Raw genomic sequence first — 22,147 nt, forward strand, 5'->3', positions numbered from 1 at the left:
TGCTGCTGTCAATCTGGCGGACATGACAAAACGCCTGATCGCCGCCCTTTCGCCGTTAATGCTCGCCATGGGCACGCCCCATCTTGCAGCCGAGGAATCCGCTCCACCCGCCTGCGCCGACCTGCTCGCGGCAGAGGCGCAGAGCTTCACGCTCGAGCGCCGGGCCGAGGACGGGCGCATGGTCCCCCTCACCGTGTTCGCCCCCGCCGAGCCCGGGGCCTATCCGCTCGTCGGTTTCTCCCACGGGGCCTTTGCGACGCCGGGGCGCTACGAGGCCATGCTCGAACCGCTGGCAGCGGCAGGCTTCGTCGTGATTGCGCCGATGCATGTGGACTCGGAAGAATATCCGCGCCGCGAAGGCGAAGCCGAGCGGCCCTCGCACCCCGTCACCTGGGCGGGACGCACCGCCGACATGGAACTCGCGCTTGATCCCGATGCGGCGCTGCGCGCGGCACTGTCCGAACGCGGGCTGACGCTCGATCCGGGCAAGATCATCGCGCTCGGGCATTCCTATGGCGCGCTGATCGCCCAGCTTTACGGCGGTGCGCGCGCGATCGAGCCGGACGGCACCAGCATCGAGCGGCGCATGCCCGAACTGGATGCGGTGGTCGCCTTTTCCCCGCCCGGGCCGATGCCCGGGCTGATGGCAAAGGAAGGCTGGGCCAGCCTTTCCGCGCCCGCGCTGACCATCTCGGGGACGGCAGACGTGCTGCCCGGCTTCATCGACGACTGGCGCGCGCACCTTGCGAGCCACGAGGAAGCGCCCGAGGGCGCACGCGCGCTATGGGTCGGGGAGGGAATCGACCATTATTTCGGCGGAAGCTTCGGCCGCCCCGGCGAAGTCGGCGCGGACGAGGCGCGCCTTTTCGCCCGCGCGCTCGAACGCACGCTTTCCTTCATTCAGCGCCATGTGCACGATGCCCCTGCCTGCCGCGTCGGCGATACGCTGCCGGGCGAAAGCTATCAGGAGGACGCGGCATGACGGCGCGCACGATGACCCGCTGGCTCGCCCCCGCAGCGCTCGCGCTGTGCCTTGCAGGCGGGGCGACTGCCGAACCGGGCGAGGATCGCTATTCCGACCTCGACAACCCGATGACGCCCGCCGACATGCAGGGCGCGAGCGTGCTCGATGTCGAACGCTACCGCCCGACCTACGCGCTTGAGGGATGTGCGAGCGACTTTCCCGAGGCGCGCGAACCGGACGCCGGTCTCGCGGCGGCGCTGAAGGGGGCGCAGGCATTCTCGCACAAGCACAAGGGACTTGGCCTGCTCGTGCTGCACGATGGCGTGCCGATCCACGAAAGCTATGCCGGCGGCGCGAGCGTCACCAGCACCAGCGCATCGGCGTCCATGATGAAATCGCTCATCGCCCTGCTCTATGGCATTGCGATCCGCGACGGAATTATCGGGTCGGTCGACGACCCCATCGGCGATTACCTCGATGAATGGGCGCAGGATCCGCGCGGGGACATCACCCTCGAGCAGATGCTGACCATGTCATCGGGCCTTGCCCCGTCCGATTTCATGAAAATCATCTTCGCCCCCGATATCGGCGCGGAGGCTGTGAAGCTCGAACTGGCGGGCGAGCCGGGAAGCGAGTTTTCCTACAACAATGCGGTCACCAAACTGCTCACGCTCGCGCTCGATCGCGCGCTGTCGGCACAGGGCAAGGGCGGCGTGCTCGAATATCTCGAGGCCGAACTGTGGTGTCCCATCGGCAATGGCCCGGCGCGGGTGTGGGTCGATCCCGCAGGCAAGGCGCGCGGCTATGCCGGGATGCAGGCGACATTGCGCGACTGGGCGCGTGTGGGCGAGCTGATCCGTAACGAGGGCCGCGCGGGCGGCGAACAGGTCGTGCCCGAAAGCTGGATCGCGGCCATGGCATCGCCTTCGGACGCGAATGCCCAATACGGCCTGCATGTCTGGCTGGGCCGCGAACACACCCCGCAGCGCGCCTATAGCAAGGAAAACCCCGTCAAGGTGCCGCATTCCGAACCCTTCGAAGCGCAGGACATCGTCTATTTCGACGGGTTCGGCGGGCAGCGGGTCTATGTCCTGCCCTCGCACGATCTGACCGTGGTGCGGATCGGCGAGGTAGACCTGACCTATGACGATTCGCGCATCCCCAACCTGCTGGCGCGCGCGGTCGAGTGAGCCCTATTCCGCCGGCGCGGTACGGCGGTCGGACAGGAGGTTCGCGTCCTCCTTTTCCTTCATCTTCTTGAAGGTCTCGTATTCGTTGACATCGCCCATCGCCTTGCTCGACCAGGTGGTCGCAAATCCGCGCGGATAGGCGCTGTCATCGTCCTTGCGCCCGTCTTCGGACCAGAGCAGCGGAAAGAGCGGGCCGGCCGGCTTCTCCCCGTCGAGCATTTCGTCGAAGCTGCACCCGGCGATATTGAGGCAGTCGGGCCGCGGGGCCCAGCGGATATCGTCGCCGAACACCCGGATCGACACCGCCACGCGCCAGTCGTCGGTCGGATTGCCTGCGGAATAATGCAACGCCCAAGGATGGACGATGAGCATGTCGCCCGGGTCCATCTCCCATTTGAGGAACCTGAGGCCCTCCTCGCCCCGGCGGCTTTCGATATCGGGATGGGGCACGCGGTCGTCGGGCTTGATCATCTTGCGCGCATTCGGGCTGAACAGCCAGTAGGGCACGTCGTCGTGTTGCGTCCCCGCAAGCACTTCGAGGCAGTTCTCCTCGACGATGGGGGTGAGCGGGATCCACAGGGAAGGGACCATGAAGCCTTCGACCGGGAAGGCCATGCGGTCGCAGTGCCACAGGGTCGCGGCATCGGATTGCGGCGGCTTGGCGAAGAATTCGTCGAAGAAGAAGCGGATTTCCTTCGACTGCATCACCTTGCCCGCCGCCTCCGCCACCGGGCCTTCGAACACGAGCCGGCGGTATTCCTCGATGCAGCGCGCCATGTAGCGGCCCGGAATGGTGGGCAGCAGGCCGACATCCTTCTTGTCGACGATGACCTCGCGCGCGATCGGCTCGAGTGCCTTGACCCAGTCTTCGGACAGGACCTTGCGCAGGCAGACCGCGCCGTCGCGGGCGTAGGTTTCGATGTCTTCCTCGGTAATGTCCCGCAGCGGACTGGTGTTGAAGGCCATGATCGCGTGTCCTCGTATCGGTCTTATCGCATGTTCACGCGGGAGCCTATCAGCGCCGCCCCGATGCACTCGGACCCGCAGGCCGCCCTATCCGCATGTCGGATAGGGCCGACACCGCTTGTGTCGCAGGCGCATCCATTGACCGCAGGGCGAGAAACACCGTCCGGCAAGGTTTCCCCGAGCGCTTTGGAGCGTCGAGAGATCGTGTCACCAGGCGCGGCCCTGCGGGGCCGTTGACACATCATGAGAACAGTACGGAGCCGCGAAGGGATGAAGGAAATTCGCACGCAGGTCGCGATTGCGGGGGCAGGACCGGTCGGCACGGTCGCGGCCTATTGCCTGGCGAGCCAGGGGGTCGATGTCGTCCTGCTGGAAGAAGGCGCGGACTGCGCGCTCGACCTGCGGGCCTCGACCTTCCACCCGCCGACGCTGGAAATGCTCGACGAGTTCGGCATCACGCGGCGGCTGATCGAAAAGGGGCTGAAGGCGCCCGTCTACCACTTCCGCGAGCGGCGCACGGGCGAGGTGATCGATTTCGACATGGCCGAGATCGCCGATGCGACCCGCTATCCCTACCGCGTCCAGTGCGAGCAATACCACCTCTCGCGCATGCTCAGCGAACTGGTGCGCGAACAGGACGGGGCCGAAGTCCTGTTTGGCCACCGCGTCGCGGCGATCGAACAGGGGCCGGACGAGGTGACGATCCACGCCGAGGGGCCTCTATCGATCATGAAGATCACGGCCGATTACCTGATCGGCGCGGACGGGGCGAACAGCACGGTGCGCAAATGGCTGGGGACCGAATTCCACGGCTTCACCTATCCCGAAAAATTCCTCTGCTTTACCACCACCGAACCGCTGGAAGAGCACATCTCCAATCTGTGCCACGTCAATTACGTCTCGGACCCGGCGGAATGGATGGTGCTGCTGCGCGTGCCCTCGCTATGGCGCGTCCTGGTCCCGGCGGATATGGACACGCCGGATGAGGAACTGCTCGCCGATGCGAAGAAGGCCGACGTGTTCGATCGGCTGATCGGGCGCGGGCAGGAGGTGGAAACCCACCACCGCACGATCTACCGCGTCCACCAGCGCGTAGCGAAGAGCTTTCTCGACGGCCGCGTCGCGCTGATCGGGGATGCGGCGCATCTCAACAACCCGATCGGCGGCTTCGGCATGAACAGCGGGATTCACGATGCCTTCAACCTCGCCGGTCGGCTGGTGCGGGTGTTCGGCGAAGGCGCGGATGCCGATCATGAGCTGTCCGCCTTCGAACGCCAGCGGCGCACCACCACGCACGAGTTCATCCAGGCCCAGACGATCCGCAACATGGAATACCTCAAGGAAGGCGAGGGCCAGCTGCACGCCCGCCGCAAGGCCGAGATGGAAGCGATCCGCGCCGATCCCGAAAAGCGCCGCGAATTCCTGCTGCGCCAGTCGATGATCGAATGCGTGGAACGCGAAAGGATGGCCGCCTAATGCCGCTGAAGCCTCGCCCGAACCCGGATGTTCTCGGCCACAGGCGGCTGTTCGGCGTGCTCGGCCCGTCGACCAACACGGTGGTCCAGCCCGATTTCGACGATCTTCGCGTGCCCGGCGTGACCAACCATTACAGCCGCATCGTGGTCGACGATGCCCAGGCGATTTCGGACGAGACCTTCATGGCCGGGACCCTGGAGATCAGCCGCAACACGGTCGAGGCCGTGCGCGGGGTGCTGACCTGCAATCCCGACTATCTCGTGATGGGGATGAGCGCGGTGACCTTTTATGGCGGCGCGGAAGGCGCGGCCAAATGGCGCGAGAATATCGAAAACGAGGCGGGCCTTTCCCTGTGCACCGGCTCGCAGTCGCTGATCGAGGCGTTCAAGGCCTATGGCGGGATCAAGAGGATCGCCGTCATCTCCCCCTATTATCCCAGCGCCAATGCGCAGGTTTCGCAATTCATGGCTGATCACGGGATCGAGGTCGTGCGCGACACCTGCCTGCAATGCCCGAGCTGGACCGCAATCGCGCAGGTTCCCGTCTCGCCCTTGCGCGAGGAATTGAAGAAACTCGACGGCGACGATGTCGATGCGTTGGTGCAGGTCGGCACCAACCTGTCCATGGTGAAACTCGCCGCCGCAGCCGAACTCTGGCTCGGCAAACCGGTGATCGCGATCAACACCGCGACCTACTGGAACGCGCTGCGCCAGAACGGCATCATGGACAAAAAAGCGGGCTTCGGCCGGCTGATGGAAGAGTTTTGAGGGGGCCCCAAGAATAATGTTTGAATACGACTATGTCCCGCTGCCCGAACGCGCGCCGCTGAAATGGCCGAACGGGGCGAAGGTGGCGCTGATGTTCACCTTCAACCTGGAAACCTGGGACCTCGTCAAGGACACCGACCAGCCCTATTACGCGGGCGGCCCCGCCCTGCTCCCCAACGCGCTCGCCGGGCGCATCCCGGACTATCCCAATTATTCCTGGCGCGAATACGGCCAGCGCGTGGGCGTGTGGCGGATGTTCGACATGTTCGACGAAATGGGCGCCAAGGCGGGCTGCACGGTCAATGCCGTAACCTTCGAGCGCCGCCGCGCGATGGCCGATGCCTGCCTGGAGCGCGGCTGGGAACTGATCGCGCACAATTACGAACAGGGCGAATTGCTCACCGATTTCCACGACGACATCGACGCCGAACGCGACATCATCGCCCGCTCGGTCGCGATGTACGAAAAGCATGCCGGGAGAAAGCCAAAGGTCTGGCTCTCAAGCTCGCTGCGCGGCACGCTCAACACGCCGACCATCCTCGTCGAGGAAGGGTTCAAGGCATACTGCGACATCATGAACGACGACCAGCCCTACATGATCCGCACCGATGCCGGGCCGATCGTCGCGACGCCCTATTCCAACGTCATCAACGATTTCACCATCCTCACCCGCAATGCGCGCACCACCGACGAATACCGCGACATCCTGATCGAGGAACTGAAGGTCCTTCACGAAGAGGGCGCGAAAACCGGGCGGATCATGAATGTCGGGCTCCACCCGCATGTCTCGGGCCGGGCCTACACGATCCGGGCGCTGCGCGAATTCATCGAATATGCCCAATCGCTCGACGGCATCTGGTGGGCCACGCGCGAGGAAATCGCCGACTGGTATGCCGAAAACCACGAGGCGCATTTCCCCGGCCAGCTGGGCGCATGAGCGAAAGCGCGACCACCGGGGAAAGCGCGCGGGCGCGGCTTGTCGGCTGGGCGTTCTGCCTGTCGCTGATCGCGCATTCCTTCCTCATCGTCATCCTGCCGCGGCTCGACAAGGAATCGGCCGTGCGCGACCTTGCGAGGAGCTGGCACTACGCCATCGGCATCGCCCTGCTCGTTTTCGGCGTGTGGCGGTTGTGGCTGTGGTGGCGCGAGCGCGGGGCGATTTCCTCCGACATCCTGCCCCCGGCGGCGCGGTTCTGGCACCATGCGCTGTGCCTTGCCGTGCTTCTTCTGGTTGTGCTCGGCGGGCCGCTCGGCTTTCTCTATGGCTGGACCGAGGGGCGTGCGATCGACCCGGCGGGCCTCTTCACCATACCCGCGCCGATCGGCAAGGACCATTCGGTCTGGAAATTCACCGGCTATTTCCACTCGGCCTCCGCCAATGCGACCGTGCTGATCGCGCTCGCGGCGCTGGTGAGCGCGGGTTACACCTTCGCGCGCTACGGCAAGGGGCTCCTCAGCGCCTTTCCGGCGGGCTTCGGCCTCCTGTTCCTCGTCCGCGCGGCGCTGTTCATCTACGCGATCAACTCCTTCGCCGCGCGCGAGCCGGGCTATATCGCCGCCGCGATTTTCCTCGGCATTTGCGCGGCCTTCTGGCTCGCCGTTCGCGCGCTGCGCAAGGGGCGTTTCGCCGCGACCGAGGGCAAGCGGGGCGGCATCGCCTGGAACACGGGCGCGCTGGCGGGCGTGGCAGCAGTGGTGGCTTTCGGGCTGACCATGCCCTACCTGCTGTTCCGCGTGACGCCTTTTTCGAGCGGCGTGGTGGTCGAAGCGGACCCCTCGATCACCTGGCACCGGGAGCGGCTGGCCGAGGTCGCATGGACCCCGCCGACCGAGTTCCAGCTCACCACCGGGCGCGAGACTTACAAGTGGTGCAAGTTCTGCCACACGATGGAGCCGGGCGAGGCGCATCTCGTCGGGCCCAACCTTGCCAACATCTTCGGCCAGCGCGCAGGCACCGTGCCCAATTTCCCCTATTCCCCCGCGCTCGCGGCGGCGGGGAAGAACGGCCTCGTCTGGAACGAGCAGACGATCAGGCAATATATCGGCGGGCCGGACGAATTCGTACCGGGGACCAGCATGATGATCTCGAGCGGGCCGGTGGTCGATCCGGCGCTTCAGGACGCGGTGATCGCCTCGCTCAAACGCGACACCATGTTCACCGAGGATGAGCGCCCGGAATAGGGCTCAGACCAGCATCACCGTGTCGTTCCCGAAAGGCAGCGCCTCGCAGCGTGATAGGATGTAGTCGGCAACGTCCGCCCGGGCGATCATCTGCTTACCCTTCGAGCGCTGGCCGCCGCGCAGTTCGGTCCATTCCCCGCTCGGCTCGCCATTGGTCAGGCCGCCGGGGCGCACGATCAGGTAATCGATCCCCGCGCGCCGTATTGCTTCCTCCTGCCGGTCCTTGTCGGCCCAGATTTCCTTCGCCAGCGTCTTTATGATCAGCTTCATCAGCCTGCTGTTGACCTGGCCGTAGGAATCCCCGCAGCCCAGCGAAGTGACGGCGGCGAAATGGCCGACGCCGGACCGCTGCATGGCGGCAAGGATCGCTTTGGTCGCATCGGAAAGCACGGTGTTCGCCTTCCGGTCGACCGTGCCGAGCGCGCTGATCGCGACATCGGCGCCTTCGAGAGCGCGGGCGATGCCGGGCTCGTCCGATAGCCCGCCCGCGACGCGCTCGATCGCCGGGTCGAGGTCGGCGAGTTTGTCGGGATCGCGCAGATGCGCCGTGACCTCGTGCCCGCGCGCCAGTGCCCCCTCGCACAGCAGGCGGCCGGTGCGGCCGGAGCTTCCGAAAATCGCGATCTTCATGGCCTGTCCCCTGGTTCACGGCGCGCGGCCGCAGCGGCGACTGCGCCTGCGACCGGGGGGCGAACTTGCCTTCGGAACGGCGATTCCCGGTATCTGCGGGCTCCACTTGTCCGACTGGCGAGCACGGGACCGCTCGAACCCACCCACGGGCCGCCCCTTCCATTACCTTACGCCGCGGAAAGGAGATCATACATGCATCGCAGAGACTTCCTCGCAGGCAGCACCGCCGCCGCCGCCGCCGGGCTCACCCTCACCCCCGGCATGGCGCAGGCAATGGAGAAGATGGGAGGCAAGGCCGGTTCGATGGACCGTTCGCTCACCGGGGACTTCCTCGATCTCACCAAGCCCGAAGGCAACCGCGAGGCCTGGGCCCGCCTGCTCGGCAACACCGACACGCAGTCGACCAAATACGGCTTTGCCGAGGGGATCATCCAGGGCGTGCGCCCGAACGAGGCGCTGCGCGACCTCGTCGGTTTCACCATGGTTTCCGCCGCGCGCCTGCTCCCGCACGAGGACGGCGTGGGCTATCGCAAGGTGCTGCGCGAGATCGGCTTCTACACCGACATCAAGACGGGCGAGATCCTGACCGAATGGGAAAACCCCTATATGGGCGAGACGGTCAAGGTCGTGCCGATCGCCAATGACCCGTTCAACCACACGATCACCAATTTCTACCCCGACCCGCCGAGCTATGGCGGCCTCAACACGCAAAAACCGCCGAAGATTCCGCTGATGCTCGATTTCCGGCGGCGCGGGGACATGCTGAACCTCTTCAGCCATATCAACCTGTTCTATCCCAGCGCGCTCCAGCCGGGCCAGTGGCCGCGCGAATCGAGCGGCGAGTTCAACCGCGTGACCGAGACGTTCCTCTATTTCATCGACTGGAACGAAATGCAGGACCCCTCGATCACCAGCGTCGAATACAATGGCACATGGTCGCGGGTGACGCCGTGGCTGCCGTGGATGCTGATGGGGCCGAGCGAGGGGCACTGCGTCTACCAGACCTTCATGGGTGCGGTGGATTCGATCGACAAACTGCCCAATCCCGACACGGTCGCCTATATCCGCGAGAACCATCCCAAATATCTCGACGCGCCGGAAACCTGGGAAGAGCCGTCGCTCTCCTCGCTCGAATGGTATTCGCGCGAACAGACGCCCGCCCCGATTCCCGCAGGCGGCGAGATCCCGACTGCACCCACCGCCGAGCTGCCCGAATGGTGGCAGCGCATGAAAGCCGCGCGTGCCGCCGGCCAGGGCGGCTGAGCGGGACCACGATCAGGCCCACAATCCGAGGCGGGCGGGGCGCCGTGACAACGGCACCCCGCCCGCCTTGCGTTTGGGTCATCCGCGCGCAGTCGCCGCGCAGGTCACGCCCCTTGTTGCGTCTTGTTATGCCCGCACAGTGACCAAAGTAACGATGGTGAAGGATTTGCAAGGCCGGGGGTAACAAAAATGCAATCGGGAACACTGCTGAACACGGGGAATTCGCAATGACGACATTCAAGGGCTCGACCACGGCCGGCATACGCGCACTCGGCCTCGCTACGGTTTCCGCACTGGCGCTGCACGGGGGCGCAGCATTCGCCCAGGACGAAGGTGAGGAGAACGCCGATCCGCCGAGCAATCTCACGCGCGAGAATGCCATCATCGTCACCGCGCGAACATTCGAGGAAGACCTTCAGGACGTGCCGATCGCGGTCAGCGCGCTCGAAGCCGATGCCCTGACCACCCGCGCCGCCGACGATCTCGGCGATATCGCGGACAACATCGCCGGTTTCGCTTTCGAGGAATTCACCGGTCTGCTCGCCCAGCCGACCATTCGCGGCCAGACGAACCTGCGCGTGACCTCGCCGGTCAGCAATGTCGCGACCTATCTCGACGGCATTTACATCCAGCGCAACTACCTCATCGACCAGGGCCTGCTCGATCTCGAGCGGGTCGAGGTTATCAAGGGCCCGCAATCCGCGCTTTACGGACGCAACTCCTTCGCGGGCGTGATCAACCTTGTCAGCCGGACGCCCGACCTCGACGAGATTTCGGGCTATGTCCGCGCCGGTATCGGAACCGACGAATATTACGAGGCGAGCGGGACCATCAACATCCCGATCGTGCCCGGCAAGGTCGCGCTGCTCGCCCATGCCGCCTACCAGGAATTCGACGGCACGATCCCGAACAGCCACCCGCTCGCCGACGAGGAAGGCTGCATCACCTGCGGCAATCTCGGCGGGTTCGAGCGCGAGACCTACCAGGTCACGCTGCGCGCCGACCTGTCCGAGGCGTTCCAGTTCCAGGCGAGCTATTTCCACACCGAACGCTTCCAGGAACACGTCGCCAATTTCACATTCGGCACGGCCGGGCTCGACCCCTACAATTACAACAATTGCAGCCCGGTGGGCGGGCAGAACCGCATTTTCTGCGGCGAGCTGCCTTCCGATCCCAATTTCGTGACCGGCGCGCAGTCGAGCCCGTTCCTCGGCCCCGTGCCCGATCCGCGGCCCGAGGGTTTCCTGATCGACCCACGCGCCTTCGGCCTCGACGGCCCGACCGACGTGATCAGCGCCAAGGTCGATTTCTCGCCCGCCGATCCGCTCACGCTGACCTACCAGTTCGGCTACACGTTCGGGAATGTCGACGGGCGCGGTTCGACCTCGCGCGACCCGCTCCAGCCGGTTGTTTTCGGTGGGATCAACCTGGGGACCCTGTTCGATTCCTCGGGTTCGGGCAGCGAGTTCGAAAGCTTCAGCCACGACCTGCGCGTGACCTATGAAAGCGACAATATCTTCGGCTTCGTCGGCGCGAATTACCAGACCACGAGCGATGTCGAATCCAATGCGACCGAAACCTATCCGGTCGGCACGCTCGATACGCCCGGACGGGACGACATCTTCTTTCCGGTCGAACCCGGCCTGCCCTTCCCGAACTTCTTCCTCGGGCGGCGCACCTTCCTCGAACGCGACGAGGATATCCTGAGCTTCTACGGCTTCCTCGAGGTGAGCCCGACCGACCGGCTCAACCTCACGTTCGAGGGGCGCTACACGATCGAAGACCGCTCCACGATCGACCTGCTCACGCGCGATCCGGCGGACCCGACGATCCAGGCGCTGAACCCGCCGCGCGACGACATCACGGAGGAATTCTTCGCGCCGCGTTTCACCGCGTCCTATGCTCTCACGCCCGACAACCTGCTTTACGCATCGGCCGCGAAGGGCGTGAAGGCGGGTGGTTCGAACGGGCTCGGCGTGCCTTTCGCGCCGCAGCAGCAATACCAGCGCGAAACCAACTGGACCTATGAAATCGGCTCGAAGAACTACTTCCCCGAAATCGGCCTGACCCTGAACGCGGCGCTGTTCTACACCGACTGGAACGACCTGCAGACGACCGAGGTGCGGCGCCTTGCCGACGGGACCATCCCGACCACTTTCTTCGTCCTGTCGACGGTTACCGGCAATGTCGGCAGCGTCACCGTGAAGGGGGCGGAAGTCGAAGGCATCTGGGAAGTCTCCGATACCATCACGCTCGATTTCGGCGCGTCCTACAACGATTCGACCTATGACGACGGGGTGGTCTCGCAGCGTTTCGGGCTCGCCGGGGTCTGCGACGGGACGGTCTGCCCGGCGGGCGAAGTGCCGATCGGTGGCAACCAGGTCGAACGCACGCCCGCCTTCGATGCCTATGCCGGGCTCGGCTATCGTGACGATTTCGGCGATGACGGGGAATTCTACCTGCGCGTCGACGGGTCCTACCAGACCAAGCAATATGTCGACGAAGCGAACCTTGCCTGGGTGCCCGACCGCTTCCTGATGAACCTGCAGGCGGGCGTGAGCTTCGGCAATATCAATGTCCGGGCCGTGGTGCAGAACCTGCTCGACGAACGCTACGTGTCGAACTCGCTGTTCCTGATCGGCACGGGCGGCATCGGTTCGACCAGCTATGTCCCGATCTTCGGGCTCGACCGCACGGCGCGGATCACGGTCGGCTACGACTTCTGACCTTCTCCCCCGGTGTCCCCTGGGGAGTGAGCGAGCGGCCCGGCACAGCGATGTGCCGGGCCGTTTCGCCTTGTCGCAAGGGGTGGCGGATCAGCCCCGGTCCGACAGGATGAATTCGCTCGCGCGCTCCGCCACCATCAGCACAGCGCCGTTGGTGTTGCCGCTGACATGGGCGGGGAAGACGCTGGCATCGACCACTCTCAGCCCGTCCGCCCCGTGGACGCGCAGGCGCGGATCGACCACGCCGTGCTCGGTGTCGGGAGCCATGCGGCAGGTCCCCACCGGGTGATAGGTCGGATCGGTGGTGCGGCGCAGGTAATCCTCCCATTCATCGTCCGTGTTGACCTCGTCCCCGGGAGCGATCTCGCCCTTCACATGCGATGCGATCGCGCCCTGGCGCATGATGTCGCGGGCGAAGCGTGAGGCGGCGGTCAGGTCGGCGATGTCGCGCGGGTCCGACAGCATGTCGAGCGCGATGCGCGGGGGCGCGCGCCAGTCGCCGCTGCGAAGCGAGAGCGTGCCCGAACTGCGCGCATAGGAAAGCCCGACGACCAGCGTGACCATCGGCTTTTTCGACGGGGTGACGCCTTCGGAGGTCAGCTCGAACCCGAAGGGTCCGAACATCAGCTGGATGTCGGGGCGGTTCGTGCCCTCGCCCGAGCGAAAGAAACCGACCGCGTGCGGATAGGGGCTGGTCGCAGGTCCGCGCCTTTGCAGCAGCCAGCGAAGGCCGTGGAACGCTACCCGGGCGGAGTTGATCTCCTGGTTGAAAGTGCGCGTGTCGACCGCGAAGGAGAGCTGGCTGCTGGGATGCTCCATCAGGTTCGCGCCGACATGCGGCTGGTCGACCAGCGGCGCGATGCCATGTCCGGCGAGCCGGGCGGCAGGGCCTATCCCCGACAGCATCAGCAGTTTGGGCGATTGCAGCGCGCCCGCCGAGAGCACCACTTCGCGCCCGGCGCGCGCGACATGTTCGCGGCCCCTGCGGTGATAGCGCACCCCGACCGCTCGCCGCCCCTCGAACACGATGGCGATGGCCTGCGCGCCCGTCAGCACGGTGAGGTTCGAGCGTCCCCGCGCCGGGCGCAGATATCCGTCCGCCGCGCTCCAGCGCCGCCCCTTGCGCTGGGTGAGCTGGGGCGAGCCGATCCCGTCCTGCGCCTTGCCGTTGTAATCGGGATTGGCGTGCATCCCGGCGGCCTCGGCGGCGGCGGTGAATTTCGCGGCGAGCGGGTGGACGCTGCGCAAGGAGTCGACCACCTGCGGGCCGTGCGTCCCGCGCTCGTCGTCGACCGGGAAGGCGCAGGCCTCAAGCCGGCGGAAACAATGTGCGATGTCCGCAAACGCCCAGCCGTCGTTGCCGGCGGCGGCCCATCCGTCGAAATCCGCGCGCGCACCCCGCACATAGAGCATGCCGTTGATCGAGGAGCTTCCGCCCAGCACCCTGCCCGCCGGCCAGTAATCGCTGCGGCCCGTGCGCGTCGGATCGGGTTCGACCGAAAAGCCCCAGTCATAGCGCGGATTGCCGATCAGCTTCACGATCGCGGCGGGCACGCGCACCAGCAGCGAGGCATCGCTCCCGCCCGCCTCGAGCAGCAGGACGCGGCTTTTCCCGTCCTGCGTCAAGCGATTGGCCAGCACGCAGCCGGCCGAGCCGCCGCCGACGATGACGTAGTCGTAATCCGCCACGCGCCTCAGACCACGGCGCAGACGGTCTGCAGGTTGAGGTAGTTCTCGATCGCCACCTGCCCGCTGTCGCGGCCCCAGCCCGATTGCTTGATCCCGCCGATGGGCAGCGAGGGGTCGTACATGGCGTGGGAATTGATCCACACCGTCCCGGCCTGCAACCGCCGGGTGATTCGCGTCGCGGTCGACAGGCTTTCGGTCCACACCCCTGCGGCAAGGCCGTAATCGCTGTCATTGGCGGCGGCGACCACCTCGTCCAGCTCGTCGAAGGGGGTCGCGACCACCACGGGGCCGAACACCTCTTCGCGGCAGATGGCCATGTCGCTCGACACATCGGTGAGGATGGTTGGCGTGACGAAGCTTTCGTTCGGTCCCGTCGTCTCGCCCCCGGTCAGCACGCTCGCCCCCGCCTTGCGCCCGTCGGCGACATATTGCGCGACCCTGGCGGCGTGCTTCTTCGACACCAGCGGGCCCATCTGCGTCGCCGGGTCGAGCCCGTGGCCGAGCGCGATGCCCTTCGCCGCCTCCGCGACCCCTTCGACCACCCGGTCGAACACCTTGCGGTGCGCATAAAGCCGCGAGCCCGCAATGCACACCTGTCCGCCATTGAAATAGATCGCGTTCGCAGCGCCCGGGATCGCCGCCGAGAGGTCCGCATCGTCCATCACGATCACCGGCGACTTGCCGCCCAGCTCCAGCGTCACGCGCTTCAGGTTCCCCTTCGCCGCATCGAGGATCGCGCGGCCCGTCGCGGTCGACCCGGTGAAGGCGATCTTGTCCACGCCCCGGTGCGCCGCGAGCGCCGCGCCCGCTTCGTGGCCGAAGCCGGTGACGAGATTGATCACGCCCTCGGGAAGACCCGCTTCCATCATCAGTTCGACCAGCCGCACCGCCGTGAGCGAGGTGTCCTCGGCGGGCTTCAGCACCACGGTGCATCCCGCCGCCAGCGCGGGGGCGAGCTTCATCGCGGTCAGCACCAGCGGCGAGTTCCATGGCACGATCGCGCCGACCACGCCGACGGGCAGGTGCTGGGTATAAGCAAAGACCTCCTTGCCCTCGGGCTGGTAATTGATCGAGGTCGGTATCGTCGCGCCCTCGATCTTCGTCGCGAGCCCGCTGAAATAGCGGAACTGGTTGACCGCGCCCGGTATCTCCGCCCAGCGCCCGACATAGAGCGGCTTGCCCTGGTCGAGCGTTTCCAGCTCGGCGAGCTCGTCGATATTCGCCTCGAGCTTCTCCGCAATGGCCCACAGCACCTTGGCCCGCTCCATCGGAACGAGGCCCGACCAGCGCCCGTCATCGAACGCCGCGCGCGCCGCCGCGACCGCCGCGTCGACATCTTCTGCCGTGCCGCGCGCCAGCGCGGCGAGCGGGTTGCCCGTCGCCGGGTCGAGCGTCTCGAACGCCGCGCCGCCCGCGCTTTGGACCCACTCACCGCCGATCAGGTGGCGATGGACCCTGCGATCCAGAAAAGCCTGCGCGGCGGGTCCGGGAGAGGCGGCGGTCGAGAAATCCATGCGGCAATGCCTTTCATGCGGTTGCGGGCTGTCGTCCGCTTGCGGATGCTGTCGTCTGCTTGCGGATGGGGCGACATTATGCGGGGGGCCTGCCGCGATGACCAGCATGCGCGCGCCCTGTCCGCATGTCGGATAATGGTCGCAGCGGCGCGCGATCCGATGCCTTCCGGCCTCCTCCCGACGGCTTCCCAGCCCCCTCTATGCAAGCGCGCCGAGTTTTGCTTAGGTCGCAGGCATGGACCTGTTCCACGCGCTCGTCATCCTGCACATCGTCACCGGCACTGTCGGGCTGGTCGCCTTCTGGATTCCCGTCGGCACGAAAAAGGGCGCACGCGCGCATCGCCGCTGGGGCTGGATCGCGTGCTACGGTTTTCTCGGCGCCGGTGCGCTGGCGATCGCGATGGCGCTGCTGTCGCTCTATGGGCCGCAGACACGTATTCCCTCGGTCACCGACCGCACCCTGTTCGCCGGCCTGTTCGGCTGGATGATGCTGTATCTCGGCATTCTCACCATCGGCTTCGTCGATTACGGCCTTGCCGTCGTTCGCCATTCCCGCGAGCGCGCCCGGCTGCGCAGCCCCCGCTACCAGGCGGTGATCGCGGCGGTCGTCGTCTCGGGGGCCTGGTGCGGATATTTCGGCGCTTCGATCGGCCAGCCGCTCATGGTGCTGGTGGCCGTGGTCGGCATCGTCGCGATGGCGCTGCAGGAGGTTTTCATCTTCCGCCGCGAAGTCCCGCGCGGCGCGCATGTGGGCGAACATTTCCGCGCGCTCATCGGGATGGGGATCTCGGCCTATACCGCTTTCCTTTCGGTGGGCCTCGTGCGCAGTTTTCCCGAACAGGTGTTCAATCCGATGATCTGGGCCGGGCCGAGCGTGATCGGCGTTTCGCTGATCCTTTTCTTCACCCTGCGCAGCCCGAACCGTCGCCGCCCCGCTCGCGCATCCGGCCCGGCGCGGGCGGGGAATTAATGCGTTCACGCGCCTCTCCTGCGGGATAATCGGGCGGAACTCGCAGAAAGTCTTAACGAAATTTCGCCATCGGGCCCTCCATGCTCGAACAGGAACGCCTCGACCATCTCGCCCGGCTTGAACTGGGCAATGTCAAAGGGCCGGAAATCTTCAGCAAGATCACCCGGCTCGCCGCGACCATGATCGGCTGCCCGATCAGCCTCGTCTCGATCGTCGAGGCCGACCGCCAGTGGTTCATCGGCAAGACCGGGCTGGAGGCGAGCGAAACCCCGCGCGACTGGTCGTTCTGTTCGGTCTGCATCGCCCGCGGCGAGCCGCTGCTGGTCGAGGATGCGCGCACGCACGAACTTTTCGCCGGCACTCCGCTGGTCGCCGGGCCGCCCCATATCCGGTCCTATCTCGGCATCCCGATAGCGAGCGAGAACGGGGTCCTGCTCGGCAGCCTGTGCGTGATAGACCGCGAACCGGGGGCATTCGGGGAACACCAGATCCCGGCGCTGCGCGCGCTTGCCGATCTTGCCGAACAATGCATCACCACCCACGCCCGCACGCGCGAGCTCAGCCGGGCCAATGCCTCCCTCGGCGAACTCAACCACGTGTTCAGACAGGCCGAGACCGCCGCCAATATCGGTTCGTGGCGGATCGACCTTTCATCCGAAAGCCTGCGCTGGTCGGACCAGGTCTATGCCATTCACGGGCTCGAGCCGGGCACGCCGATCGATCTCCAACGCGCGATCGAATTCTACGCACATGACGACCGCGACCGTGTCCGGCAGTCCCTGCTCGACGCGCTCGACCGGGGCGAGCCGTTCACCTTCGAGGCGGACATCCACCGCTCCAGCGGAGATACCCGCCGGGTGCGCGCGGTGGGCGAACGCATCGATGCGGACGGTCGGCCCGAAAGCATTGCGGGCATCTTCCTCGACGTGACCGAAGAACACCTGCGTAATGCCGCGCTCAAGCGAGCGGCCGAGCGCGACCGGCTGACCGGGCTCTACAATCGCTCCGTCTTCGACCGCAGGCTGGCCCGGGCGGTGCGCCATTCGGCGGGGGCGCCGGTCACGGTGATGCTGCTCGATCTCGACGGGTTCAAGGACATCAACGACACGCTCGGCCATCTCGTCGGCGACACCGTGCTCGCCGCGCTGGGCCAGCGCCTGCAGGCCGAGGCCCGCGACGACATTTTCGTCGCGCGCTGGGGCGGGGACGAATTCGCTTTCCTCTTCCCGGCGGGCACGAACATCGAGCAGGCAACCGCCTTTGGCGAGCGGCTGGCGGGGAGCCTGGCCGAACATCTCGAACTGGGCGAAGAGGTCTTCGCGGTCGGTGCGACCTGCGGGATCGCGCAGATGGCGGGCGAACCGAGCCGCGGCGGGGCGAGCCGGAGCGAGGAACTGGTGCGCCGCGCCGATCTCGCGCTTTATTACGGCAAGCGCACCGAGCGCGGATCGGTCCATTGCTGGAGCGCCGAGATCGAGGACGCGCAGGGCGCCCGGGCGAGCGCGATCGCCAGCCTGACCTCCGCGCTCAAATCGGACCGCGCCTATGCCGCCTACCAGCCTATCATCGACATGGAAACGGGCCTTCCGGTCGCCTTCGAAGCGTTGCTGCGGATGCGCGAGGAGGACGGGCGCGTCCTGACTGCGGGACAGGTCTCGCCCGCCCTTCTCGATGCGAAACTCTCGCGCCGCGTTTCCGCCTTCATGCTCGACCGAGCCCTGGCCGAAGCCCCGCGCCTGCTGGAACTGTTCGGCCCCGACACGCGCATCGCCATCAACGTGACCGAGGCCGATCTCGGCGGGCGGGGCAGGAATGGCGGCTTCGTCGACCGGCTGATGGGTCTGGTTTCCTCAAGCCCGCTAGCACCGGCCAATATCACGCTCGAAGTGACCGAAACGATGCTGCTGGTCGACGATGCCGGCCTCGTGCGCGAGGCGCTGCACAGGCTCGATGCGGCGGGCTTTACCGTGGCGCTCGACGATTTCGGGACGGGCTTTTCCTCCCTCACCCACCTGCGCGATTTTCCCATCCGCAAGGTCAAGATCGACAAGGATTTCATCGCCAGCATCGCCGGCGACCACCAGTCGCGGCTGATCATCCAGGCGATCGTGCAGATGGGGCGCAGCCTCGGGGTTGGCGTGGTCGCCGAAGGGGTGGAGACGGAAGAGCAGGCGACCTTCCTGCGCTCGATCGGCTGCGGCCGGGCGCAGGGCTATCTGTTCGGCAAGCCCCAGAGCCTCGCCGGGCACGAACAGGAAGCGGCGGCAGCCGCGACGGCGCAGACGGCCGGAACGGCGCGCGGGCACCTGCGCGCGCTCGGCTGAGAGGCTTTCGGCAGCGTAGGATTGCGCGCTGCGCAAGGCGGCATGGCGCGAGGGGCCCGCACGAAGGAAGCCGGACCTGCGCTTCGCATCAACGACGTGTGCGGCGCAGATGGGACGGCCCCGGCGAATCCAACATTCCCGCTCCCGAAAATTCGAGGGGGCATGACTTTCGTCAACTTGCGCGCAGCGCACGCCCGTCAGGCCGCCTCCGGCTTTGCCGCGGTCGCATCGAGGACCCATCCGGCGAGCGCATCCTGCTTGAGCTCGGCGATGTCGAGGCCGAGCGCGCGAACCGCCTCGTAGCGTTCGCGCGGGGCATAATCGGCGGGCTCCTGGACGAAAATGCGCCCCTTGGCCGCGCCGAGGATCTGCAGGCCCTTCGCCCCGTCCGTCCCCGTCCCGGGCAGCAGTCCGCCGACCACCGGGATGCCCGAACGGGCGAGCGAACCGAGCAGCAGGTCGGCACTGGGGCGGAAACCCGCCACCGGATCGCGCTCGACCAGCCGCAGCACCGGTGTCTCGCCCTGTTCGACGATCACGTGGCGCGAGCGGTCATAGGCGAGAAAGGCCGTGCCGGGCTTGAGCGACATGCCGTCGACAACGTTCGCGATCTCGCAGGCGAGCGAGGATCGCATCGCGCTCACCGCGCTTTCGACCGTGTCCGCCTCGGCATCGATCACCAGAACGGTCGGCGGGCAATTGGCGGGATAGGCGGCGAGCAGGCGCTTGGCCGCGTCGATGCCGGCCGTCCCGCAGCCGATCGCGACCACGCTGCCGTCGCTTTCATAGCCGCCACCGTCCGCGCTTTCGCCCGTGTCGGCCGCACCCCCGGAAAGCTCGCCGCTATGCGCCTTGAGCACGATCTCGCCCAGTTTCTCGACCGTGGCGTTGAATTCCTCGCGCGAGGTGTGGAGCGGCTTGGGAAAGCAATGCACCGCGCCCAGTTCGAGCGCGCGCTGCGCCGTGCCGGTCCCGGCCTGGGTGATGCTGGAAAGCATGATGACCGGCATCGGTCGGGTCGCCATGATCTCCTCGAGGAATTCCATCCCGCTCATGCCGGGCATCTCGACATCGAGCGTGAGCACGTCGGGCCTGGCCTCGTCCATCTGGTCGCGCGCGTCCTCGGCGCTTCTGGCGACGGCGCAGACATCCACGCCCTTCGCATTGTCGAGGATATCGCAGAACAGGGCGCGCATCGCCGCAGAATCGTCAACCACCATCACTCGTGTGTTCGGCATGTCTCTTTCCCATGGGGCCCCGCCGCGCGCAGCACGGCGGCGCGGCGGGGGCGAATCGCAAAACCAGGCGGGCCGGAAGCGGCTGGACCGCGAAGGGGAGGACGAGGGCAGGGCCCGCCGCTCCCGGCCCGGAGACCGCCTTACGTGCCCACGCGCTTAGAAAGCTTCACGCCAAGGCTAGGGGGCTTCGCATAATGGCGCCCACACTCCCCTTTCAGCCGCTCGGGATAGATCGCCAGTGCGAAATGCCATGATCGCGGGTCGCAAGAGAAAGGGCACGAAGTGACGATCAACCAGATTTCCAAGAGAGTTGCCGCAGGGCTCGTGGTCCTGCTGCTCGTCGCGGGAGCGGTGGGATATTACGGCGTCGACAAGATCCGCTTCGGCGGGGAGATCCAGCAGGCCAACCAGCAATTGTCCGATTTCCGGGCCGACATCAGCCCGCCGCCGGGCTATCTCGTCGAGGCTTTCGCGCTGGCCAATGTCATGGCGGTCCATCCCGAAAGCTACGACATCAACGACAACCGGCTCAACAATCTCGAAAAGGACTGGCGCCAGACGGCACAGAAGTGGGCGCAATCCAGCCTCGATCCCTCGCTGCGCGACGATTTCGAGAGAATCGTGCAAAGCGACGCGACGGTTTTCTGGGACGAGGTGAACAACACGCTCAAGCCTGCGGTGAAAAGCGGCAATAACGCGGTCGTCGAAGCATCGCTCGACCGGCTGCTCACGATCTATCGCGCCCATCGCAGCTCGATCGACGACCTGCTGCTCGCCACGACGCAGAAACAGGCGGATTTCGGTACGCAAAGCGCCAACACCGTTTTCGCGACGACGCTCGTCCTGATGGGGCTCGCGCTCACACTCCTTGTCGCCTTCACCGGCAGCTTCGCCATCTTCCTGAAAAAGGTGCTCGACCCGTTCGGCGAGACGTCGGACACGATGGAAAAACTCGCTGCGGGCGATCTCAACGTCGCCCGGCGCGAAACCGATCGCAAGGACGAGATCGGCAAGATGGCGCGCGCGATCGAGACTTTCCGGGCTTCGCTCGAAACCGACAAGATCCGTTCAGAAGAGCAGGAAGGCGTGGTCGAGACGCTGACCGAGGCGCTCGAGCAGCTGGCCTCCGGCAACCTTACCCATCGCATCGAGGCGGAGATGAAAGGCGAATATGCGCGCCTGCGCGAGGCGTTCAATTCCTCCATCGACCGGCTCGGCGCGATCATCGGCAATGTCCGCCTCGCCGCGAACGGCGTGCGCACGGGTTCCGATGAAATCCGCGTGGCCTCCGAGGACCTGTCAAACCGCAACGAGGAACAGGCCGCCAGCCTCGAGGAAACCTCCGCCTCGATGAGCCAGGTCACCAGCCTCGTGAAGAAGAGCGCCGAGAACGCGAAGAACGCGCAGGAGGCGATGAGCCGCACGCACAAGCAGGCCACCCAGGGCGGCGAAGTGGTCAAGAAGGCGGTCGATGCGGTCGCCGCGATCGAAAGCTCCTCGCAGGAAATCACCCAGATCATCGAACTGATCGACGGGATCGCCTTCCAGACCAACCTGCTCGCATTGAATGCCGGCGTCGAGGCCGCGCGCGCGGGCGAGGCGGGCAAGGGCTTTGCCGTCGTCGCCAACGAGGTGCGCGGCCTTGCCCAGCGCAGCGCCGATGCCGCGCGCGACATCAAGGCGCTGATCGACAAGTCGACCGCCCATGTCGGCGACGGGGTCAGCCTCGTCGGCGAAACCGGCACGCTGCTGGGCGAAATCGTAAGCCAGATCGGCAAGGTCACCGCCCAGGTCGACGACATCGCCGAAATGGCCGCCTCGCAGGCGGTGAACCTTGAACAGGTGAACTCCTCCGTCGGGACGATGGACCAGATGACCCAGCAAAACGCCGCCATGGTCGAGGAAACCACCGCATCGGCCCGCAGCCTCGCCGACGAGGCGCAAAGGCTCGGCGATCTCGTCGCCCAGTTCCGTGTCGAGGGACAGGCGCATGAGACCGCCATGGCCCGGTCCCGAACGCGCGCCCCAGGCTCCGCCCCCGCCACGCGGCGCGCCGCGCCGCCCGCCGCGCCGCCCGCAACACCGCCCGCCACCAGCGGCAATCTCGCGCTCAAGCACGAAGCGCACGAAGAACAGGCACCGCCGGCCCCCCAGGCCGAATTCGACGAACAGGACTGGAGCGAGTTCTGACCGGCTTCGGGCGCGACAGGCCCGCACGCCCGATCACACCACCGTTCACTCCCGGAGAA

At 66.2% G+C, this 22,147-nt stretch carries 16 protein-coding genes; 11 read left to right on the forward strand and 5 right to left on the reverse strand.

The features are described 5' to 3' along the window. Positions 1–22 precede the first annotated feature (22 nt). A complete protein-coding gene (locus RIB52_RS04705; RefSeq protein ID WP_350173433.1) occupies positions 23–982 on the forward strand; it encodes an alpha/beta hydrolase family protein in 960 nt (319 codons plus the stop codon). Further along, positions 979–2,154, forward strand: a complete 1,176-nt coding sequence (locus RIB52_RS04710; RefSeq protein WP_350173435.1) for a serine hydrolase domain-containing protein — start codon at positions 979–981, stop codon at positions 2,152–2,154. Before RIB52_RS04705 ends, RIB52_RS04710 begins: the two co-directional genes overlap by 4 nt. A 3-nt stretch (positions 2,155–2,157) precedes the next feature. On the opposite strand, the gene RIB52_RS04715 is transcribed toward RIB52_RS04710, so the two are convergent. Continuing rightward, on the reverse strand, positions 2,158–3,120 hold the full coding sequence (locus tag RIB52_RS04715; protein WP_350173437.1) for a phytanoyl-CoA dioxygenase family protein: 963 nt from the start codon (positions 3,118–3,120) through the stop codon (positions 2,158–2,160). A 270-nt stretch (positions 3,121–3,390) separates the two neighbouring features. On the opposite strand from RIB52_RS04715, the gene RIB52_RS04720 reads away from it, so the two are divergent. From RIB52_RS04720 to RIB52_RS04735, 4 genes are read left to right on the forward strand one after another with little or no spacing between them, the layout of a single operon-like run. Continuing rightward, a complete protein-coding gene (locus RIB52_RS04720; protein ID WP_350173439.1) occupies positions 3,391–4,596 on the forward strand; it encodes an FAD-dependent oxidoreductase in 1,206 nt (401 codons plus the stop codon). Beyond that, the gene (locus RIB52_RS04725) at positions 4,596–5,363 is read left to right on the forward strand and encodes a maleate cis-trans isomerase family protein (protein WP_350173441.1); all 768 of its coding nucleotides are present in this window, start codon (positions 4,596–4,598) and stop codon (positions 5,361–5,363) included. The genes RIB52_RS04720 and RIB52_RS04725 overlap by 1 nt, the downstream gene beginning before the upstream one ends. Positions 5,364–5,379: 16 nt before the next feature. Next, positions 5,380–6,300, forward strand: a complete 921-nt coding sequence (locus RIB52_RS04730) for a polysaccharide deacetylase family protein (protein WP_350173443.1) — start codon at positions 5,380–5,382, stop codon at positions 6,298–6,300. Next, positions 6,297–7,544, forward strand: a complete 1,248-nt coding sequence (locus RIB52_RS04735; protein ID WP_350173445.1) for a hypothetical protein — start codon at positions 6,297–6,299, stop codon at positions 7,542–7,544. The genes RIB52_RS04730 and RIB52_RS04735 overlap by 4 nt, the downstream gene beginning before the upstream one ends. A 3-nt stretch (positions 7,545–7,547) precedes the next feature. On the opposite strand, the gene RIB52_RS04740 is transcribed toward RIB52_RS04735, so the two are convergent. Next, positions 7,548–8,174, reverse strand: coding sequence for an NAD(P)-dependent oxidoreductase (locus tag RIB52_RS04740; RefSeq protein ID WP_350173447.1), 627 nt, complete (start codon positions 8,172–8,174; stop codon positions 7,548–7,550). Between the two features lie 192 nt (positions 8,175–8,366). On the opposite strand from RIB52_RS04740, the gene RIB52_RS04745 reads away from it, so the two are divergent. Further along, the gene (locus tag RIB52_RS04745) at positions 8,367–9,437 is read left to right on the forward strand and encodes a DUF1838 family protein (RefSeq protein WP_350173449.1); all 1,071 of its coding nucleotides are present in this window, start codon (positions 8,367–8,369) and stop codon (positions 9,435–9,437) included. Between the two features lie 227 nt (positions 9,438–9,664). Then, positions 9,665–12,163, forward strand: a complete 2,499-nt coding sequence (locus RIB52_RS04750; protein ID WP_350173451.1) for a TonB-dependent receptor — start codon at positions 9,665–9,667, stop codon at positions 12,161–12,163. 90 nt (positions 12,164–12,253) lie between these two features. Here RIB52_RS04750 and RIB52_RS04755 read toward each other — a convergent pair whose 3' ends face one another. Then, on the reverse strand, positions 12,254–13,852 hold the full coding sequence (locus RIB52_RS04755; RefSeq protein ID WP_350173453.1) for a GMC family oxidoreductase: 1,599 nt from the start codon (positions 13,850–13,852) through the stop codon (positions 12,254–12,256). Between the two features lie 5 nt (positions 13,853–13,857). Then, complete coding sequence (locus RIB52_RS04760; RefSeq protein ID WP_350173455.1) at positions 13,858–15,366, reverse strand: aldehyde dehydrogenase family protein; 1,509 nt, start codon at positions 15,364–15,366, stop codon at positions 13,858–13,860. 235 nt (positions 15,367–15,601) lie between these two features. On the opposite strand from RIB52_RS04760, the gene RIB52_RS04765 reads away from it, so the two are divergent. Continuing rightward, positions 15,602–16,336 (forward strand): hypothetical protein, encoded by a 735-nt coding sequence (locus RIB52_RS04765; protein WP_350173457.1) that lies wholly within the window; start codon positions 15,602–15,604, stop codon positions 16,334–16,336. A gap of 80 nt (positions 16,337–16,416) precedes the next feature. Further along, positions 16,417–18,660: a putative bifunctional diguanylate cyclase/phosphodiesterase gene (locus RIB52_RS04770; RefSeq protein ID WP_350173459.1), complete on the forward strand. Its 2,244-nt coding sequence runs from the start codon at positions 16,417–16,419 to the stop codon at positions 18,658–18,660. A 197-nt stretch (positions 18,661–18,857) separates the two neighbouring features. Here RIB52_RS04770 and RIB52_RS04775 read toward each other — a convergent pair whose 3' ends face one another. After that, positions 18,858–19,898, reverse strand: a complete 1,041-nt coding sequence (locus tag RIB52_RS04775; RefSeq protein ID WP_350173461.1) for a chemotaxis protein CheB — start codon at positions 19,896–19,898, stop codon at positions 18,858–18,860. Positions 19,899–20,180: 282 nt separating this feature from the next. On the opposite strand from RIB52_RS04775, the gene RIB52_RS04780 reads away from it, so the two are divergent. Continuing rightward, positions 20,181–22,088, forward strand: a complete 1,908-nt coding sequence (locus tag RIB52_RS04780) for a methyl-accepting chemotaxis protein (RefSeq protein ID WP_350173463.1) — start codon at positions 20,181–20,183, stop codon at positions 22,086–22,088. Positions 22,089–22,147: the final 59 nt, after the last annotated feature.

The sequence above is a fragment of the Erythrobacter sp. genome (assembly GCF_040217515.1).
In the GTDB taxonomy this organism is placed as follows: Bacteria; Pseudomonadota; Alphaproteobacteria; order Sphingomonadales; family Sphingomonadaceae; genus Erythrobacter.

Coding starts and splice junctions, on each gene's coding strand:
- RIB52_RS04760 (WP_350173455.1), bottom strand. CDS start 15,366: ATGGATTTCTCGACCGCCGCCTCTCCCGGACCCGCCGCGCAGGCTTTT.
- RIB52_RS04745 (WP_350173449.1), top strand. CDS start 8,367: ATGCATCGCAGAGACTTCCTCGCAGGCAGCACCGCCGCCGCCGCCGCC.
- RIB52_RS04730 (WP_350173443.1), top strand. CDS start 5,380: ATGTTTGAATACGACTATGTCCCGCTGCCCGAACGCGCGCCGCTGAAA.
- RIB52_RS04775 (WP_350173461.1), bottom strand. CDS start 19,898: ATGCCGAACACACGAGTGATGGTGGTTGACGATTCTGCGGCGATGCGC.
- RIB52_RS04710 (WP_350173435.1), top strand. CDS start 979: ATGACGGCGCGCACGATGACCCGCTGGCTCGCCCCCGCAGCGCTCGCG.
- RIB52_RS04725 (WP_350173441.1), top strand. CDS start 4,596: ATGCCGCTGAAGCCTCGCCCGAACCCGGATGTTCTCGGCCACAGGCGG.
- RIB52_RS04705 (WP_350173433.1), top strand. CDS start 23: ATGACAAAACGCCTGATCGCCGCCCTTTCGCCGTTAATGCTCGCCATG.
- RIB52_RS04715 (WP_350173437.1), bottom strand. CDS start 3,120: ATGGCCTTCAACACCAGTCCGCTGCGGGACATTACCGAGGAAGACATC.
- RIB52_RS04765 (WP_350173457.1), top strand. CDS start 15,602: ATGGACCTGTTCCACGCGCTCGTCATCCTGCACATCGTCACCGGCACT.
- RIB52_RS04750 (WP_350173451.1), top strand. CDS start 9,665: ATGACGACATTCAAGGGCTCGACCACGGCCGGCATACGCGCACTCGGC.
- RIB52_RS04770 (WP_350173459.1), top strand. CDS start 16,417: ATGCTCGAACAGGAACGCCTCGACCATCTCGCCCGGCTTGAACTGGGC.
- RIB52_RS04735 (WP_350173445.1), top strand. CDS start 6,297: ATGAGCGAAAGCGCGACCACCGGGGAAAGCGCGCGGGCGCGGCTTGTC.
- RIB52_RS04720 (WP_350173439.1), top strand. CDS start 3,391: ATGAAGGAAATTCGCACGCAGGTCGCGATTGCGGGGGCAGGACCGGTC.
- RIB52_RS04740 (WP_350173447.1), bottom strand. CDS start 8,174: ATGAAGATCGCGATTTTCGGAAGCTCCGGCCGCACCGGCCGCCTGCTG.